Source organism: Pseudomonas sp. TWI929 (assembly GCF_039673335.1).
Classification (GTDB): domain Bacteria; phylum Pseudomonadota; class Gammaproteobacteria; order Pseudomonadales; family Pseudomonadaceae; genus Aquipseudomonas.
On the sequence record NZ_JBDJLK010000034.1, the window covers coordinates 24605 to 42944 of the forward strand.

The window sequence follows — 18340 nt, forward strand, 5'->3', positions numbered from 1 at the left end:
GATGAGCGCGCCAAGGCCGCACGACCTGCTCTGGGGGATGCCTGCCTCGGGCTTGCCTGCTGATGCGCCACAGTGGGCGCGGGAGGTGTTGGCAAGCGGCCGGCCGGTGGTGGTGCGCCGTGCCACCTGTGAGGCCGGCTGGGTGGCGGTTGGGCTGCGTGGTCAGGGCCGGGCGCAGCGCTTGGGGGCGTTGATGCGGCTGGCCGATATTCAGCGTCAGCAAGGCCCCGAAGCGCTGCGCTGGCAAAGGCAAGGCCCGTGGCCTGCGTTGCGGGCTTTGGCCTCGATTGCCCCAGTGTTGAATGCCAGTGGCCTGGCTTGGGGACCAACGGGTGGGGTGGGGTACCAGATTGCTACCGGTATTGAAGTGGTACATGCCGACAGCGACCTCGACTTGCTGCTGCACACGCCACAACCGCTGGCCCGTGCACAGGCGCGAGAACTGCTGGATATCCTCGACTGCGCGCCGTGCCGTATCGACGTTCAGCTGGAAACCCCGGCAGGTGCTGTTGCCTTGCGTGAATGGGCTGGTTTCGCCCGCCGCGTGTTGCTCAAGTCGCTCCATGGCCCGCGCCTGGTCAGCGACCCATGGGCGGCGCTGGAGCGTGCCGCATGAGTAGCCTGTTCGCCTTTCCTGGCCAGGGCGCCCAGCAGGTGGGCATGCTGCAGCGTCTGCCTGAAGGTGCCGGGCAACTGCTGGAAGAGGCCAGCGACACCCTCGGCCAGTCAGCACTTGCGCTGGACAGCCAGCAAGCCCTGCAATCTACCCGCGCCGTGCAGCTGTGCCTGCTGCTGAGCGGCGTGGCCTGGGCGCGCTGGCTGATGCAGCGCAGCCCTGCGCCGGATTATGTGGCGGGGCTGTCGATCGGGGCCTATCCGGCTGCGGTCGTGGCGGGTGCCCTGGGCTTTGCCGATGCCGTGCGCCTGGTTGCCCTGCGTGGCGAGCTGATGCAGCGTGCCTATCCGCAAGGGTACGGCATGACTGCACTCAGCGGCCTGGACCTGGCCAGCGTCGAGCGTTTGCTGGGCGAGGTGGGTGGTGAGGTGTATGTCGCCAACCTCAACAGCGAAAACCAGATCGTCATTGCTGGTAGCGATACGGCGATGGCTGCAGTTGCTGCCAAGGCACGCCGCCTTGGCCAAGGTGTAGCCCGGCGCTTGGCGGTCAGCGTGCCGTCGCATTGCCCGCTGCTGGCTGGCCCTTCAGCGGAGTTGCTCAGTGCGTTCGCCACGGTTGAACTGCAACGGCCACGTATCACTTATCTCAGTGGCAGCAGCGCGCGGCCGATCTTCGACCCGCAGCGCCTGCGCGACGACCTGGCCGGCAACATGGCACGGGTGGTCGACTGGCGTGCTACGTTGCGCAACGCCTATGAGCGCGGGGTACGCCTGCACCTGGAAATGCCGCCTGGCAGCGTGCTCAGCGGGCTGGCCCGGCCGGTGTTCGAACAGGGCAGGGTGGTGGCGGTGGAAGGCACCCGTTGGGACAGCCTGGATGCGCTGCTGCGCCAGGAGGTGGCTGACGATCGATGATGGCTGGCTAACGCGCTCCCACAAAGACTGCGAACGCTGCACAAGTGTGTGTTTACAAGAACAACAACAAGCAACTTCGACACTACCTGAGGACAACAACAATGATCATCTATGGTGTGGCACTGCTGGCGGTCTGCACGCTCGCTGGCGTCATCGTCGGCGACTTCCTGGGCGTGCTGCTGGGCGTCAAATCCAATGTGGGCGGGGTCGGTATCGCCATGATCCTGCTGATCTGCGCACGCCTGTACATGCACCGCAACGGCGGCATGAGCAAGGAGTGCGAATTCGGCGTGGGCTTCTGGGGCGCCATGTACATCCCGGTGGTGGTGGCCATGGCCGCCCAGCAGAACGTGGTCACCGCCCTGCACGGCGGGCCGGTGGCACTGCTGGCGGCAGTGGGCGCGGTACTGGTGTGCGGCGCGACCATCGCCCTGATCAGCCGCAGCCATCGCGGCGAACCCCTGCCAGCGGTTGAGGCTGGCCCCGAAACCAATGTGCAGGCTGCCCCTGCAGGAGGGCGCTGAACATGTGGCCGATCATTGATAATGCCCTGGAACATAACGGCCTGATCACTGCCTTTGCGGTAGTTGGTGGGATCATGTGGCTGTCGGTGCTGTTGTCGAAGTACCTGACCTTTGGCCGCGTGCACGGCTCGGCCATCGCCATTGTCATCGGCCTGGTGCTGGCCTGGGTCGGCGGTACCATCACTGGCGGCCAGAAAGGCCTGGCCGACATGGCGCTGTTCTCCGGTATCGGCCTGATGGGCGGGGCCATGCTGCGTGACTTCGCCATTGTCGCCACGGCCTTCGAAGTGCAGGCCACTGAAGCACGGCGGGCCGGCATGATCGGCGCGGTGGCGTTGCTGCTGGGCACGGTGCTGCCGTTCATTGTCGGCGCGGCGGTGGCTTATGCCTTCGGTTACCGCGATGCAGTGAGCATGACCACCATTGGCGCGGGTGCGGTGACCTATATCGTCGGGCCGGTGACCGGGGCGGCGCTGGGTGCAAGCTCGGACGTGATGGCATTGTCGATTGCTACAGGGCTGATCAAGGCGATCCTGGTGATGGTGTTCACCCCAGTGTCGGCGCGCTTGCTGGCGCTGGACAACCCGCGTTCGGCGATGGTGTTTGGCGGGTTGGCGGGGACCGTGTCGGGGGTGACGGCCGGGCTGGCGGCGACTGACCGGCGCCTGGTGCCGTACGGGGCGCTGACCGCTACCTTCCATACTGGCCTGGGCTGCCTGATGGGGCCTTCGATCCTGTACTTCTGCGTACGCGGGTTAGTAGGTTAGAAGGCCGGCACGATCTTCACATCACTGCGAAATTGCCGGGGCCGCGCTGCGGCCCTTTCGCGACACAAGGCCGCTCCTACATCGACCGTATCGGCTGTAGGAGCGGCCTTGCGTCGCGATGGGCTGCAAAGCAGCCCCCGCAGGCGACGCGGTACCTGGCATCAGCTTCGCCAGCAATCCCCACCCCAATTCGGGGAAACCCGCTGGGGGATCCACCCCAATCTGCTTCGCTCGCCTTCGCAACTCGCTGAAAAAAATAGAAATTTTCACCTGGCATACACCTTGCTGAAGCACCCCGCAGAGAACCTGTGTCCCGGAGGTGCAGCATGTCGACACCGCTCAAAGGCCCCATCCTGTCATCACTTGTTCTGGCCTTGTTCGGCTGGGACTCGACCAGCGAGGCGGCCGTCCAGTGCCAGCGCACCCTGGTCGCCAACGTGGTGGCGCTGGACCAGCCACTGATGTTCAACCGCCTTGGCGCGCAAAACGCCAATGGCATGATGTTCGCCCTGCGCGAGGACGTGGTAGACGACAAGAACGTCCCCCTCAGCATGGGCGGGGCCGCAGTACCGGGCAAAGTCACCCTGCGCCCGGACAAGCGCCCACGGCCCATCGTGCTGCGTGTGGCCGCCGGTGACTGCCTCACGGTCAACCTGACCAACTTGCTCGATTACCGGGCCAACCCGAACAAGCACGGCATCGAGGCTGAAGAGCCCGAGGGTGAAGAGGAAGGGCCGGAAATCGAAAACGAAGCCAACGAAAACTTCGTCGCCGATGAGCAGGTAAATGATCGCCACGTAGGCTTCCAGGTCAACGGCATGCAGGCCGTGAACAGCATTGGCGATATCGCAGCCAACACCGGTCGCAATGGCAACTTCCTGGTTTCGCCGGGCAACACCCGCAGCTATACGCTCTATGCGGAACGCGAGGGGGCTTTCGCCGCCACCAGCCAAGGGGCCACCTTTGGTGGCCAGGGTGGTGCTGGCAACGTCGCCAATGGTTTGTTTGGCCAAGTGGTGGTAGTGCCCAAAGGTGGCCGCACCTACCGCAACACGCTGACTGAAGAAGAGATGCGCCTGGCCACCACCGGCCGGACCGCCACCGGCCAGCCGGTGATCGACTACGAAGCCCGCTACCCGCAAGCGCAGCCGTGGCTTGCCGAAGGCAAGGCCGGCAAACCGATCATTGCCATGGTCAACGGCAACGAGATCCTCAACAGTGAAACCGATGCCATCGTCATGGGCCCTAACCCGGACGGCAGCTTCCCCAAATCCACCTACCCGCTGGAGAACATCGGCAAGCGCAACCCGGCGCTGCCCAACCGTCTGGAGGCGTTCCGCGATTTCACCTCGCAATTTGCCGACGAAGTGGCTGCCACCCAGGCCTTCCCCGGCTACTGGGCCGACCCGGTGATGGGCCATGTGCTGGAGCCGACGCGCGATTCGTTCATGATCAACTACGGCTCTGGCGGCATGGGCGCCGAAGTGGTCGCCAACCGCCTGGGCGTAGGGCCAATGCATGACTGCCTGTCGTGCGCTTACGAGGAGTTCTTCCTCAGCGCCCACACGGTAGGTGACATCGGTACCCTGGTGGACGTGCCGGCCAACGTTGGCCTTGAGAACATCCGCCCAGGTGAAACGCCCCCCGCAAACGCCGTGGGCGTGAAAGCCAGCATGGCGCTTTACCCTGCCGAACCAGCCAACGTGCACCACAGCTACATCGGCGATTTCACCAAGTTCCGCAACACCCACAATGGCCATGAACAGCACATCTTCCACTTGCACGGCCACCAGTGGCTGTTCAACCCCAACGACGATAACTCCGACTATATCGATGCCCAAGGCATCGGTCCGGGTATCGGCTACACCTACGAAATCGCCAACGGTGGTTCGGGTAACCGTAACCGGGTCGCGGGTGATGCCATCTACCACTGCCATTTCTACCCGCACTTTGCCCAGGGCATGTGGGCCATGTGGCGGGTACACGACGTGTTTGAAGAAGGCACCCGCCTGGAAGTGAGCGGGCAAGGCGAGAATGGCTTCCACAGTACGCCGTTCGCCCTGCGCAGCGGCAAGCCAGCGGTGGGCGCCCGGGCTCTGCCGGATGGCGAGATCATCGCTGGCACACCTATCCCGGCCATTGTGCCGCTGCCCGGCAAGGCCATGGCGCCGATGCCAGGCAAGGTTGTGGTGGTGCCGAAACTTTCCGAAGAAATGGTCGCCGCCAATGACGACGATCACGATGACGAAGAAGAGGGCGATGACGACCACGCTAACGAAGCCCCCGTGCGCAAGGCCATCGGCTCGCTGGCCATGGTCGACCGCACCGATGCCAACCGCAACGCCGACGGCACCCTGAAAAACCCAGGCTACCCGTTCTGGATCGGTGGCATGGAAAGCAGCGTCGGCAACCGCCCGCCAACCCCACCACTGGACATGCTCGACCCCGACCTGGCCCGGCAGCTCAAGGCCAGCGGCAAGGCCCTGTGGGCCAACCTGGATGCGAACCAGGTCGATGGCTGGGATGGTGGCCTCGGTCGCCACGCGCTGGACGGTGTATCCGCTGGCGGCGAGGCCGTGACTACCACCACCAAACTGGACTTCACCAAGGTGGTACACAAGGCCAAGCCCATCTACCTGCCGGAAGAGGGCACCGACGTCGAACAGGCGGCCATGCAGTTCCATGCCATGGCCGAACACCCCAGCTATGCGCTGATCCCCGGCAGCCAGCCAGTGGCCAAGGCATTCCGCACCAACGGTGCCTTGCCGACTGCCGGCGCGCCGTTCTACGAGCCGTGCATGGATGACCGTGGCAAGCGCCTGACCCAATCTTCGGGGGTGGGCGAGTTCTTCAGCGGTGAAAGCCTTACTGGCCTGAGCTTCCGTGGCGCTTCAACCTTTACCGCCGACCGCCCACGCATCTACAAGGGTGCCAACATCCAGTTCGACGCGGTGTACAACAAGGTCGGCTACCACTTCCCGCAGGCGCGCATCCTCGCCCTGTGGGAAGACGCCTGGCCGGTGATCACCAAGCAGCGCCCACCAGAGCCGCTGGTGATGCGCATGAACACCTTCGACTGCACCATGTACCAGCACACCAACCTGATCCCGAACATCTATGAGATGGACGATTACCAGGTGCGCACCCCGACCGACGTGATCGGCCAGCATATCCACCTGCCCAAGTGGGACCTGACCGCCGCCGACGGCTCGGCCAACGGCTGGAACTACGAAGACGGCATTCTCTCGCCCGGCAGCGTGGTTGAGCGCGTGCATGCCATTCGTGCCTACAACGGTTGCACCGAAGGTGATACCCGCGACGGCACTGCCGCCTGCCCTAAAGCCAAACAGCACCCGTACTTTGGCCGCTTTGGCCGGGCTGACTGGATTGGCGCACGCACGGCCATGCAACGCTGGTTCGCTGACCCGTTGGTGAACGTGAACAACGTGGATCGTGGCCTGGGTACCATCTTCACTCACGACCACCTTGGCCCATCGACCCACCAGCAACTGGGCCTGTATGCCACCGTGCTGGCTGAGCCTGCCGGCTCCACCTGGTACCACGCCGAAACCGGCGAGCAGCTATACAACCCGGCCACGCGCCAGGACGGCGGCCCGACCTCGTGGCAGGCGGTGATCCAGACCGGTGACCACGATGGCGACGGCAAGAACGACAGCTACCGCGAGTTCTTCCTGGAGTACAGCGACTTCCAGCATGCCTATGAAGCCGGCGTGTACGTTGGGGCCGGCCCTGACGGTATCCCCAACGGCCAGTCCTACCCAGCCACGGCAGACAGCTTCCGCTACGCCATCAACCCGCCCGTGCGGCAGAAGGCATCCAACCTGCTCGAATCGGTGGTTGAATCGCGTGGCGGCTTGAGCCCAGGTTGCCCGAGCCGGCCTTGCCCACAGGCGATTTCCGTGGATGACCCAGGCATGTTCGTTGTCAACTACCGCAACGAGCCACTGGCCCTGCGCGTATTCGACCCGAACAAGGTTGGCCCAGACGGCAAGCGTGGCATGCAGGCCGACGGCCTTGGCGGCGACCTGAGCTATGCCTTGCAGAGCCGTACCGACCGTGCAATCCCGGCCATGAACATGGCGCCTTCGGCGATTACTTCAGCGGTTGGCCCAACTGGCGGGACGACCCTGTTCCCACCCCACATCAACAAGGCGGGCAGCGAGCCAGGCGACCCGTTCACCCCCATGCTGCGTACCTACTCCGGGGACAACGTGCGCCTGCGCCTGCATGCAGGCGGTCATGAGGAGGAACACAACGTCACCCTGCATGGCGTCAAGTGGCTGCAGAACGGCTCTGGTTTTGGCAGCAGCTCCAACTCCGGCTGGAAGTCCTCGCAGATGATCGGTATTTCCGAACAGATGGGCTTCATGGCGCCGGTGTCGATGATTTCCAGCTCCGCTGCCACCAACGGCGACTACCTGTACTCGATGGACGCGGCACTGGAAGGTTACTGGAACGGCATCTGGGGGGTGATGCGCAACTACACCGCACAGCGCGCGGACCTGTTCGCCTTGCCAAACAACCCGCAACCGGTGGCCATGCGCAATACCGTGAACTTCGACGGCATCTGCCCGAAAACCACAGCCAACCCCAACGGCATCGGTACCCGCACTACGGTCAAGCGCAGTTACGAGATTGTCGCGGCGCTGGCCAACGACATCCTCGAGAACCGCAACGGGGTCAGCATCAACGACCCGGCCGGTGTCGGCCAGCATGTCGGCGGCCCGCTGAAGGCCAATGGCGGCACCCTGGTGTTCAACAGCCGCAAGACCAGCATCCCGCAGGTCACGGTTGTCGACGAGGAGGATGGCACCACCTTCACCGTGGGCGGCCACAGCGCACCGCTGCATGACCCGACCGCAGTGCTGTACGTGCGCAAGGCCGACCTGGACGCGACTACTGGCAAGCTCAAGGCCGGCGTGCCGGTTGAGCCGCTGGTACTGCGCGCAAACGCCGGGGACTGCATCAGTATCACCCTGGAGAACCGCCTGCCGTTGGTGATGCCGGACCTGCCCAGCACTGCAGTGATGCAGAACGTGGTCAAGCGTGACCGCTTCGGTAGCGAAGGCTCCACGGCCTTCAACAACAACCTGATGCGGCCGTCGAGCCATGTGGGCCTGCATGCCCAGCTGCTGGCCTATGACATCACCAAGTCCGACGGTGCCAACGTGGGGGCCAACCCCGTGCAGACCGTACCGCCTCGGGCGGGCAACAGCGGCGCCTACCCAAGCCGGGTGTACCAGTACTATGCCGGCCACCTGGAGCGCGAAGGCAAGCCGATGCTGCAACTGGGCCGCACGGTGGACAACATCAACACCACGGCGATCGAGTTCGGTGGGCTCAACCTGACCCCGTCGGACTTCATCAAGCAGCCACAAAAAGGCCTGGTCGGTGGCATGAGCATCTTGCCGCAGACGGCGACCTGGGCCGAGGACACCGCCAGCCGTGCGCAGGCTACGGTCAAGGTCAGCGGGCAGCCCGACTATCGCGACCTGGTAACGGTGTGGCAGCGCTCGATGAACATGCGCTGGGCGGATGGCCGTCCTGTCGAAGGCATCGCTACCGAGGGTAATGGTGTACCGGGCGACCCGAAAGACAACGGCAACATGGCCTTGAACTACAAGACTGAGCCGCTGTGGCTGCGCTTTGGCCTGGCTCCGGACGCCCCCTTCGGCCATGCCGATGGCTTTGGCTTCGCGGATGTGCCCAACGCGCACATGGCCTACAGCAATGCCTTGGTAGGCGGTGATCCGCAAACGCCGGTGCTGTATGCCAAGCCTGGCCAGCCAGTGCGCAGCCATGTGCTGATGCCCAGTGGCGGCAGCCGCGGCATCACTTACCAGCTGGATGGGCACCTGTGGCCGCTGCACAACTACCAGGCCGAGAAGAGTGATGTGAACGGCTACCCCACGAGCCTGCCCGGCATCGGCTCGGTGCGCTTTGGCTTCAACCCGATGGCCATGTACATCGGTGCCCAGGAAAGTGTACTGCCAGCGGCGCACTTCAGCTTCATGCTGCCAAGTGCCGGCGGGGCTAACGCAGTGGCGGGTGACTACCTGTTCCGCGACTACGCCGCCTACGGCAACCTCTCGGGGTTGTGGGGGATCCTGCGGGTGACCAACGAAGCGCCGCCAGCAACGGCCCCGGCGCAATAGTCACTGAATACCGGGCAAGGACGCCCATTCGTGCAGATGGATAACGAAGAACAAAGCCGCTGCACATGCCAGCGGCTTTTTTTCGCCGGTTGACCCCCGTTTTCGGGGAATAGCGCTGGGGCATCCTCCCCAATGTTCTCCGGTAGTTGCGCTAACGCTTTGTTTTAAAAGTATTTTGCAGATGGCATACCACTTGCTTGAGCACTGCATAGAACAATGAGCCTCGTGGAGGTGTTGCATGGTCGTCCCACCCGAATTCGCCGCCCCGTTCGAGCAACATCTGCACCGCCTGAGCAAGAGGGCGCAACCATGAAGCTCAAACTGCGGCCGGTTCATGCCGGCCTACTGCTGAGCATGGCCTTGATCGGCCTTGGGCTTGCCTATGAAGAGCTCTGGTGCGACCCCCGCGAGCTGTTGCAGGAACCTGCCGACCCGCAGGCCCTGCACCGCCTCAGCCGGGACGGCGTAACCGTGGAGTTCGAGGCCCGGCCGCTGGCCGGGGGCGAGCTGCAGGAAGGCAGTTTCGCCAACATCCGCTTCAAGGTCAGCGACCAGACCAGTGGCCAGCCGCTGTCGGGCATGGCCCCGGGGGCGTGGATCGACCCGGCGCAATCGGCCCCGGTGGGTGACCGCGACCAAAGCTGCAAGGCGCGGGTCGCGTTGTTTCTGAAAAGCAGCATCGGTGCCCGGCCATTGCTCGACCTGAACAGCTACTTCCTGTTGATGCTGAACAAGGACGCCAGCCTGACGGTGATCGACCCAACCGTGTCGGTGGGCGGCGTGACCAGCACCATGGCCCGCATCGACCTGCCCGGGCAGCCCATGGACTGGGCGGCCACTGGCGACGACAAGCAGGTGTTCGTGTCGATCCCCGAGCGCGGCAAGGTAGCGGTGATCGACACCGAAACCTTCACCCGCGTGGCCGACCTGGACGCCGGCGACCAGCCGGTACGGGTGGCCCTGCAGCCTGACCAGCACCGGCTGTGGGTGGGCAATAACAGCAAAGACCCGGCCAAAGGCGGGGTAACGGTAATCGACGTGCCAGGGCGCACTACCCTGAAAAGCTTCAATACCGGCACCGGGCACCATGAAATCGCCTTCAGCGCCGACTCGCGCTTTGCCTTCGTCAGCAACCGCGACAGCGGCACCCTGAGCATTATCGACATCCCGGAAATGCGCCTGGCCAAGACCATCAAGGTTGGCCCGCACCCGCTGTCGGTCAGCTATTCGGCGCTGTCCCAGGCCGTTTATGTGGTCGATGGCGAGGAAGGCAGCGTGCGGGTGTTCGATGCCCGCAACCACCAGCTGCGCCACACCGTCGAGGCCGAGCAGGGCCTGGGGCCCATGCGCTTCAGCAGCGATGGCCGCTATGGCATCGTGCTCAATACCCTGGAGAACCAGGCCCTGGTGATCGATGCCAGTACCGACAAGCTGATCCACCACATCCCAGTGGCGGCCGAACCGTACCAGCTGACGTTCACCAAGGGTTACGCCTATGTGCGTGGCCTGGCCTCGCCGAAGGTGAGCATGATCAACCTGGCCAGCCTGGGCGAAGGGCGCTCGCCGATCGTCCAAGGCTTCGAGGCGGGCCCGGCGGCGCCGCGCCAGGCCGGTGACTTGCCGCTGGCGCAGGGCCTGTCGGTGTCACGCGATGACAATTCGGTGTTCGTGGTCAACCCGGTGGACAACACCACCTACTTCTATGCCGAGGGCATGAACGCGCCGATGTCCGGCTACAACAACCGCGGCCACCAGGCCCGCGCCGCCATCGTCGTAGACCGCAGCCTGCGCGAGGTGGCGCCCGGCGTGTATGGCTCGACGGTGAAAATGCCGGCTGCAGGCACGTTCGACGTGGCCTTCCTGCTCAACCAGCCGCAAATAATCCACTGCTTCAGCACCGACGTGGCCGAGTCACCCAATGCCAGCAAGCGCAAGGGCGCGCATGCCGAGTTCATCGGCCTGGACCAACCGTTGCCGCAGCACAGCGCCTTTACCGCGCGGGTGCGCATCGTTGGTGACGACGGCCAGCCGCGCCTGGGCCTGAACGACCTGAGCCTGCGCTACTTCCTGGCGCCGTCGTCGATGCCACGCAACCTGCAGCTGCAGGAAGTGGGCGAGGGCATCTATCAAGCGGCCCTGACCTTGCCCGAAGCCGGCGCCTGGTACCTGCATGTGCAGTCACCTTCGCTGGGGCGCAAGTTTGCCGAAGAAAACTACACCAGCCTGCGTGTCCTGCCGGCTGCAGCGACCAACGCCTCCCAGACTGACGCGAGGAATGTGCGATGAAGACCAAGCATTCTTTCAAACTGCTGGCCCTGAGCCTGGCGTTTGCCAGCAACCTGGCCCTGGCCCATGCGGGCCACGACCACAACGGCAGTGCCGAACAACCACCGGCGGCGCGCCAGGAAAAGACCAGCGTACGCTTTGCCGATGTTTCGCTGCAGAACCAGGACGGCATGCCGGTACGCCTGGAAAGGGACTTGGTGGGTGACCACCTGGTGGTCATGGGCTTCATCTACACCAGCTGCACCACGGTGTGCCCGGTGGTGTCGTCGATCATGGGCAAAGTCCAGCAGCAACTGGGTGGCCGGGTAGGCGAAGAGATCCACATGGTGTCGATCAGCGTCGACCCGCAGCGTGACGATGCCAAGCGCCTGCAAGACTATGCCAAGGCCTTCCAGAAAGGGCCGGGCTGGAGCTGGCTGACCGGCACCCCGTACGCCATCACCGAAACCCTCAAGGGCCTGGGCAGCTTCAGTGCCGACCTTAGCCAGCACCCGCCGTTGATACTGGTGGGTGACGGGCGCACTGGGCACTGGACGCGTTACTACGGCTTCACCGACCCGGCGGTGCTGATCGAAGAAATCAACCGTCTCAGCGCCCGCCGCGTGCATGCCAAGAGCACCGCCATTGCCGACCATCACGAGGTGCAACCATGAGCCAGGTAACCTCCGGCCGCGCCAGCATGCGCGGCTTCGACTGGCTGGTACTGGGCGGCTGCCTGTGGATCCTCGCCTCGGTGGCGTTCGCCCACGAAGGCCATGCCCCGCAGGCGCCCGAGCCGCAGCCAGCGCCGCAGGCGATGACCAGTGGCGGCGGCACCCGCGATGCGCAAACCTGGTTCACCGACACCGTGCTCAAGGACCAGAACGGCCGCGAGCTGCGCTTCTACAGCGATGTGCTCAAGGACAAGGTAGTGATGCTCAACGTGATCTTCACCCACTGCACCGACGCCTGCCCGCTGATTACCCGCAAGCTGCGCGAAGTGCGCGAAGCCATGGGGCCGCAGCTGGCCAGCCAGGTAACCTTTGTGTCGATCAGCAGCGATCCGCTGAACGATACCCCTGAGGCGCTCAAGGCGTTTGCCGAGAAGCAGGGGGTGGATGGGCCGAACTGGTTGTTCCTGACCGGTGACAAGGCCAATGTCGACCTGGTGCTCGGCCGCATCGGCCAGTTCCTGCCCAGCCCCGAACAGCACTCGACGCAGCTGATTGCCGGTGATGTGGCCGGCAAGCGCTGGAGCAAGATCCGCCCGGATGCGCCGCCTGCGGCGATTGCCCAGCGCATGCAGCTGCTGGCTCAGCCACTGGCTGGTCGGTGAGCAGCATGCGACTCCTGTGGGATTGGCCGCAGTGGAATCAGCGATTGCGGGAATGGCTTTTGTGGGCGCGGCCTTGCGTCGCGAAAGGGCTGCGCAGCAGCCCCGGCAATGGCAGCTTTACCGCAAAAAGCGGGGAGCGCTGCGCGCTCCTTTCGCGACGCAAGGCCGCTCCCACAAGGCTTGCGATATGGCTGGCATGCGTGCTTGGCATGGCACCCTTGGCTTCAGCCCTGGCCCTGGACCTGACCGAGCATGAACAAGCCGGCAAACGCCTGTACCGTGAGGGCACCTCCAGCGGCGATGCGCAACTGCAGGCCCGTCTCGGGGCCAGCGACATGAGCGTGCCAGCCAGCGTGCTGCCGTGTGCCAGCTGCCATGGCAGCGATGGCCGCGGCCGTGCCGAAGGCGGTGTGCGCCCGCCCAACCTCGACTGGCAACGCCTGGCGCTTGGCCAGGGCGCGCGCGAGGCCAACGGCCGTAGCTACCCGGCCTATACCGACAGCAGCCTGGCCCGGGCCATCCAGCATGGCGTGGACCCGGCCGGCAACCGCCTCGACCCGGCCATGCCGCGCTTCGAACTGACCCTGGCCGACCAGCGCAACCTTACCGCCTACCTCAAACGCCTGGCCCAGGACCGCGACCCTGGTGTGGAAGAGGGCGTGCTGCGCCTGGGCACGTTGTTACCCACCAACGGCCCGCTGGCTGAAGCCGGGCAGGTGGTGCGTGCGGTGCTGGAAGACGGCGTGACGCAGCTCAACCAGCAAGGCGGCATTCATGGGCGGCGCCTGGAACTGGTAGTGCTTGACCCGGGCTACGACCCGGCCAGTGCCGAACGGGCCTTGCAACAGTTGCTGGAGCAGGAGCGGGTGTTCGCCCTGATTTCGCCATTGGCGCCCATGCTCGACCAGCGCCTGGCAACCCTGCTGGCGCCACAGAATGTGCCCCTGATCGGCAACACCCCGCGCAGTGGCGGCAGTGCACAGATCTTCGACCCGCTACCCGGGTTACCCGAGCAACTGCTGAGCTTGGCCGGCCATGCCCGCGCAGCGCTGGGCCTGGCGCCGAGCGAACTGCGCGTGGTGTATGCCGGCAACGAGCAGGCGGCGTTGGCCGAGCAGGTGCGCGAACGTTTGCTGCAGCAAGGCTGGGCGCCCCCCGCCATCCAGGCCTTTGACGGCCAGGCAGTGGAGGGGCAGGGCATCGTCTTCCTCGGCCGCGCCCAGGCCTTTACCGAACTGGCGGCGGCGTTGCAGGCGGCAGGCCGCCAGCCGTATCTGTTCGCCGCCTCCAGCCAGGTGGCCGGCGCCGTGGCGCACTTGCCCGAGCAGTGGTCGCAACGGCTGTTCCTGGCCTACCCCTACGTACCCGAGGATTGGACCGAGCAGGGCCTGGCAACCCTGGCCGGCCTGCAGCAGCGCCAGGGCCTCGACCCACGCCAGGCGTCGCTGCAGGTCAACACCCTGTGCGCCATGCGCCTGTTGAGCGAGGCGTTGAAACAAATTGGCCGTGACGCCAGCCGCGAGCAGCTGATAGCCGCGCTGGAAGGCCTGCACGATGTGCCCACCGGCCTGACCCCGGCGCTGGGCTTTGGCCCCGGCCGCCGCCAGGGCATGGCCGGTGCCCATGTGGTGGCGGTGGCCCTGCCTGGGCCGCGCTTCACCTCGGTCACCCCGTACCGGCCGGTGCCGGACAGCCCTTGAACGGAGGTTGCCATGCGTATTGTGTTGCTGTGCCTGTTATTGGTAGTCGCCAGGGCGAGCTGGGCCGATGTGCCCGCCGCGCGGGTCAATGGCGTGGAGATCGAGCTGATGCGCCTTGAGCGCTATTTCAGCGAATACCTGAACGCCCAGGGCCGCGCGGTGACCAGTATCCGCAACCCAGGCCTGTACAAGCGCCTGCGCGACCAGGCCCTGGACGATCTGATCGACAAGGAGCTGCTATGGCAGGAGGCCCAACGCCAAGGCATCGCCGTCAGTGATGAGCAGGTGTCGGCGCACGTCGGCGAGGTGGAAGCGGCATTTGGCAGCCCGGCAATTTTCGAGCGGCGTCTGGCAGAGGCGGGCTTCGATAGGGCACAGTACAATGAATACACCCGGCAGGAGATGGCGGCACAGCAGGTGTATGCCCAGCTCAGCGCAGTCGACGCGCCGAGCCAGGCCGAAGTGGAGGCATTCTATGATGCCAACCGAGAAAGGTTGCAAGGAGCGCAGAACCAAAGTGATAACCCTTTGGTCACACACGAACAGGGCCTGGTCTTGGCCAGGGCCACGCTCATCAGCCAACGGGAGGCGCAGGCGCGTCATACCGTGCGCCAACGTTTGCGCGAATCCGCTAAAGTGGAGATCGCCGACTGAGGCCCCTGATGGCGTTTCCCCCAAAGCTGGGGAATTAAGGTTTGGCAATGTGCCATCAGTTTCCCCGCTTGTGGGGAACCGAGCGGGTGTGCCTGCCCGCGGTGTTTCGGGCGCTGGCCGGCACCTTTGGCAAATCAATGACTTACAGCGGTGCAACATGACTATTCACGCCTGGCACGAAGCCTGCTCAAGCTTGTACAAGGGCGCACTTCGCAGACCGGGTAACCGGGCAGTTCTTGGGAGTCGACCTTGGTGAACAGAGTATTGGTAGTCGATGACGAACAGACTCTTGCGCAGAACCTGCAAGCATATCTGCAGGCGCAAGGCCTGGAAGTTCATGTTGCCCACGACGGTGCCAGTGGTATCGAGCAGGCTGAAAGCCTGGCACCGCAAGTAGTTGTGCTGGATTACCGCTTGCCCGACATGGAGGGTTTTCAGGTTCTGGAGGCCGTACGCAAGAACAGGCAATGCCACTTCGTGCTGATTACCGCCCACCCCACCGTCGAGGTGCGTGAGCGGGCCGCCGAACTCGGTGTGAGTCATGTCCTGTTCAAGCCGTTCCCGTTGGCGGAACTGGCACGTGCGATCTTCGACCTGGTGGGCATCGAGCGCCGGCGCAGGGCCACGGACAACCCGGCTGAAGGGTTCGTCGAACGACGCCAGAACAGGAACGAATCGTTCCCCCTGCAGTTGTACGATGGAAGCTGGGTTTTGGCTGACCGCCGCCGTAATGGCGCCAAGCCCCCAGGGCCCGACGACGAACAACTGCTCACAGGGGAATAGCGGCGCCCGCACCCTGGCCGAGCCAGCCTGCGACGCGCCCCCTGAGCGGAGTCGCAGGCCATGCCAGAAGCATTCGATGCAACCCGGGAAGCTCTACAGCCTGCACCGGCCCATTCGCGGGCATGCCCGCTCCCACAGGATTGCGTTGAACCTGTAGGAGCGAGCTCGCTCGCGAAGAGTCCAGCACCATTCTCAGCCTACCCCCGCGACCTCTTGGCCCAGGCCCGCCTGCAAGCCAGCGACGAGCGCCTGCTCAACTGCCTGGAACGCCTGGCCTGCGACACCCCCGACACCTTCACCCGCCGCCTGGGCCTGACCCTGCATTACCCGGTGCTGGACAGCCACACCCTGCTGGCTAGCACCCCACGCTTCGACAAGGTCAGCCTGGCCGTGTGCCTGAAGCGCGAATTCGTGCTGATCGAGCAGGGCGGCCAACTGCTGGGCGTGTTCGCCGACCCGTTCGACCACGCCCGCCTGGCCTGGATCGATGATGTGCTGCAAGGTGCTCCGCTGTACCTGGCCCACGCCGCCGAACTGGCCACCTTTCTGGCCCGCCACGAAGAATGTTTCCACGCCGTCGATGCCCTCGACCACGAAGCCGAAACCAGCAATGAAAGCGACCCGCTGCAACGCCTGTCGCTGGCCAGCATCAGCGAAGACCAGAGCCGCGTGGTCAAACTGGTCAACTCCACCCTGTACGACGCCCTCAAGCTGCACGCCAGCGACATCCACCTGGGCATGACCGGCCAGGGCCTGACCATCAAGTACCGCATCGACGGTGTGCTCAATGGCGCCGGCAAGGCCAGCGGCAGCGCTTTCGCCGACCAGGTGATCTCGCGCATCAAGGTCATGGCCGAACTGGACATCGGCGAAAAACGCGTACCCCAGGACGGCCGCTTCAAGGTCGCCGTGGGTGACCGGCAAATCGACTTCCGCGTGTCGATCATGCCCAGCATCTTTGGCGAAGACGCGGTGCTGCGGGTGCTCGACAAGCAGGACCTGTCCGACCGGGTCAGCGGTGTGCAACTGCAAGCCCTGGGCTTTGCCGACGAAACCCTGCGCGCCCTGCGCCGGCTGGCCGCCGAACCCTACGGCATGATCCTGGTCACCGGCCCTACCGGCAGCGGCAAGACCACCACCCTGTACGCCATGATCAGCGAGATCAACCATGGCGTAGACAAGATCATCACCATCGAAGACCCGGTCGAATACCAGCTGCCCGGCGTGCTGCAGATCCCGGTCAACGAGAAGAAAGGCCTGACGTTTGCCCGCGGCCTGCGCTCGATCCTGCGCCATGACCCGGACAAGATCCTGGTCGGCGAAATTCGCGACCCGGACACCGCACAGATCGCCGTGCAGTCGGCGCTCACCGGCCACCTGGTGTTCACCACCATCCACGCCAACAACGTGTTCGATGTGATCGGCCGCTTCAGCCAGATGCAGGTCGACCCCTACAGCTTCGTTTCTGCACTGAACGCGGTACTGGCCCAGCGCCTGATTCGCCTGGCCTGCCCGCACTGCGCCACCCCCTGCGAACACGATGACGACACCCTGTTTGGCTCGGGCCTGACCCGCGAGGGTGTGGCTGGCTGGAAGTTTGTCCGCGCCCAGGGATGCGGCCAGTGCCGTGGCAGTGGCTACCGCGGCCGCAGCGCCATCGCCGAACTGCTGCACCTGGACGACGACCTGCGGCAGATGATCGTCGAACGCCGCCCCCTGTCGCAAATCAAGACACTCGCTTGCCAGCGCGGCCTGCGCCTGCTGCGGGCCTCGGCCCTGGACCTGGTCCGCGATGGCCGCACCACCCTTGAGGAGATCAACCGTGTCACATTCATCTGATCGTTTCTGCGCCGTACTGGGCGCCGAGGGTGTCGGCCTGGGTCGCTGGCACAACAACCATCACCAATGGCTGGGCAGCCGCGAGTTCAGCTGCGATGCCGCCCAACCGGCCTGGGAAGCCGCCGTCGATGCGCTGGCCGCACTGCTGGCCGAGCATGCCGTACGCGGTGCCCAGTTGCGGGTGCTGCTGTCGGCCCGCTACAGCCGCTTCTGCCTGGTGCCCTGGAGTGACGCCATTGGCCACCCACGCGAACTGGACGCCTACGCCCGGGCCTGCTTCGAAAACCTCTACGGGCAGCCACTGGACGACTGGCGCATCGTGCTGTCGCCGGAGCCTGCCGGTGCCGCCCGCATCGCCACCGCGCTGCCCGAAGCGCTGCTGCAACGGTTACAGGCGCTGGGCCGGGAAAGCCGCCTGAACCTGCGCTCGGTACAGCCGTACCTGATGGCCGCCTACAACCGCTGCTCGGCACAACTGGAGCAGGGCGACTTCCTGTTCGTGCTGGCCGAGCCACGCCGCAGTGTGCTGCTGCTGGCTGCCGGCGGTGCCTGGCAGCAAGTGCTGACGCAAGGCTGCGCTGACAGCGACCAGGCCCTGCAAGCGCTGATCGAGCGCACTTGCGAGCTGTACGGCGAGCATCTGCCACGTGTGTACCTGCATGCCCCAGGCCGGGGCGACGTGCCGCAACTGGCGGCGGTGCAGCTGTGCCAGCCGGCCAGCGAAACCGACCCGCTGTGCGCCATGTGGCGGGCGGTGGCCTGA

13 protein-coding genes are annotated in these 18340 nt (G+C 65.0%); all 13 read left to right on the top strand.

What is annotated here, in order from left to right:
* Window position 1 precedes the first annotated feature (1 nt).
* The 13 genes from ABE456_RS15480 to ABE456_RS15540 all read left to right on the top strand — a co-directional run bounded on the left by ABE456_RS15480 (window position 2) and on the right by ABE456_RS15540 (window position 18340).
* The gene (locus ABE456_RS15480; RefSeq protein WP_346644693.1) at window positions 2-616 is read left to right on the top strand and encodes a malonate decarboxylase holo-ACP synthase; all 615 of its coding nucleotides are present in this window, start codon (window positions 2-4) and stop codon (window positions 614-616) included.
* On the top strand, window positions 613-1533 hold the full coding sequence (mdcH, locus tag ABE456_RS15485; protein ID WP_346644694.1) for a malonate decarboxylase subunit epsilon: 921 nt from the start codon (window positions 613-615) through the stop codon (window positions 1531-1533). The genes ABE456_RS15480 and mdcH overlap by 4 nt, the downstream gene beginning before the upstream one ends.
* 101 nt (window positions 1534-1634) lie before the next feature.
* On the top strand, window positions 1635-2057 hold the full coding sequence (gene madL, locus ABE456_RS15490) for a malonate transporter subunit MadL (RefSeq protein ID WP_346644695.1): 423 nt from the start codon (window positions 1635-1637) through the stop codon (window positions 2055-2057).
* 2 nt (window positions 2058-2059) lie between these two features.
* The gene (gene madM / locus ABE456_RS15495) at window positions 2060-2824 is read left to right on the top strand and encodes a malonate transporter subunit MadM (RefSeq protein ID WP_346644696.1); all 765 of its coding nucleotides are present in this window, start codon (window positions 2060-2062) and stop codon (window positions 2822-2824) included.
* 326 nt (window positions 2825-3150) lie between these two features.
* Entirely contained in the window at window positions 3151-9000 is a 5850-nt protein-coding gene (gene mnxG / locus ABE456_RS15500; RefSeq protein ID WP_346644697.1) for a manganese-oxidizing multicopper oxidase MnxG, read from the top strand.
* A gap of 309 nt (window positions 9001-9309) precedes the next feature.
* A complete protein-coding gene (locus ABE456_RS15505) occupies window positions 9310-11286 on the top strand; it encodes a cytochrome D1 domain-containing protein (protein ID WP_346644698.1) in 1977 nt (658 codons plus the stop codon).
* Entirely contained in the window at window positions 11283-11939 is a 657-nt protein-coding gene (locus ABE456_RS15510) for an SCO family protein (protein ID WP_346644699.1), read from the top strand. Before ABE456_RS15505 ends, ABE456_RS15510 begins: the two co-directional genes overlap by 4 nt.
* Window positions 11936-12601, top strand: coding sequence for an SCO family protein (locus ABE456_RS15515; protein ID WP_346644700.1), 666 nt, complete (start codon window positions 11936-11938; stop codon window positions 12599-12601). The genes ABE456_RS15510 and ABE456_RS15515 overlap by 4 nt, the downstream gene beginning before the upstream one ends.
* A gap of 209 nt (window positions 12602-12810) precedes the next feature.
* The gene (locus ABE456_RS15520; protein WP_346644701.1) at window positions 12811-14301 is read left to right on the top strand and encodes an ABC transporter substrate-binding protein; all 1491 of its coding nucleotides are present in this window, start codon (window positions 12811-12813) and stop codon (window positions 14299-14301) included.
* 12 nt (window positions 14302-14313) lie between these two features.
* Entirely contained in the window at window positions 14314-14955 is a 642-nt protein-coding gene (locus ABE456_RS15525; RefSeq protein WP_346644702.1) for a SurA N-terminal domain-containing protein, read from the top strand.
* Between the two features lie 249 nt (window positions 14956-15204).
* Entirely contained in the window at window positions 15205-15738 is a 534-nt protein-coding gene (locus tag ABE456_RS15530; protein ID WP_346644703.1) for a response regulator, read from the top strand.
* A gap of 60 nt (window positions 15739-15798) precedes the next feature.
* Window positions 15799-17577, top strand: coding sequence for a GspE/PulE family protein (locus ABE456_RS15535; RefSeq protein ID WP_346644704.1), 1779 nt, complete (start codon window positions 15799-15801; stop codon window positions 17575-17577).
* Window positions 17561-18340, top strand: coding sequence for a hypothetical protein (locus ABE456_RS15540; protein WP_346644705.1), 780 nt, complete (start codon window positions 17561-17563; stop codon window positions 18338-18340). Before ABE456_RS15535 ends, ABE456_RS15540 begins: the two co-directional genes overlap by 17 nt.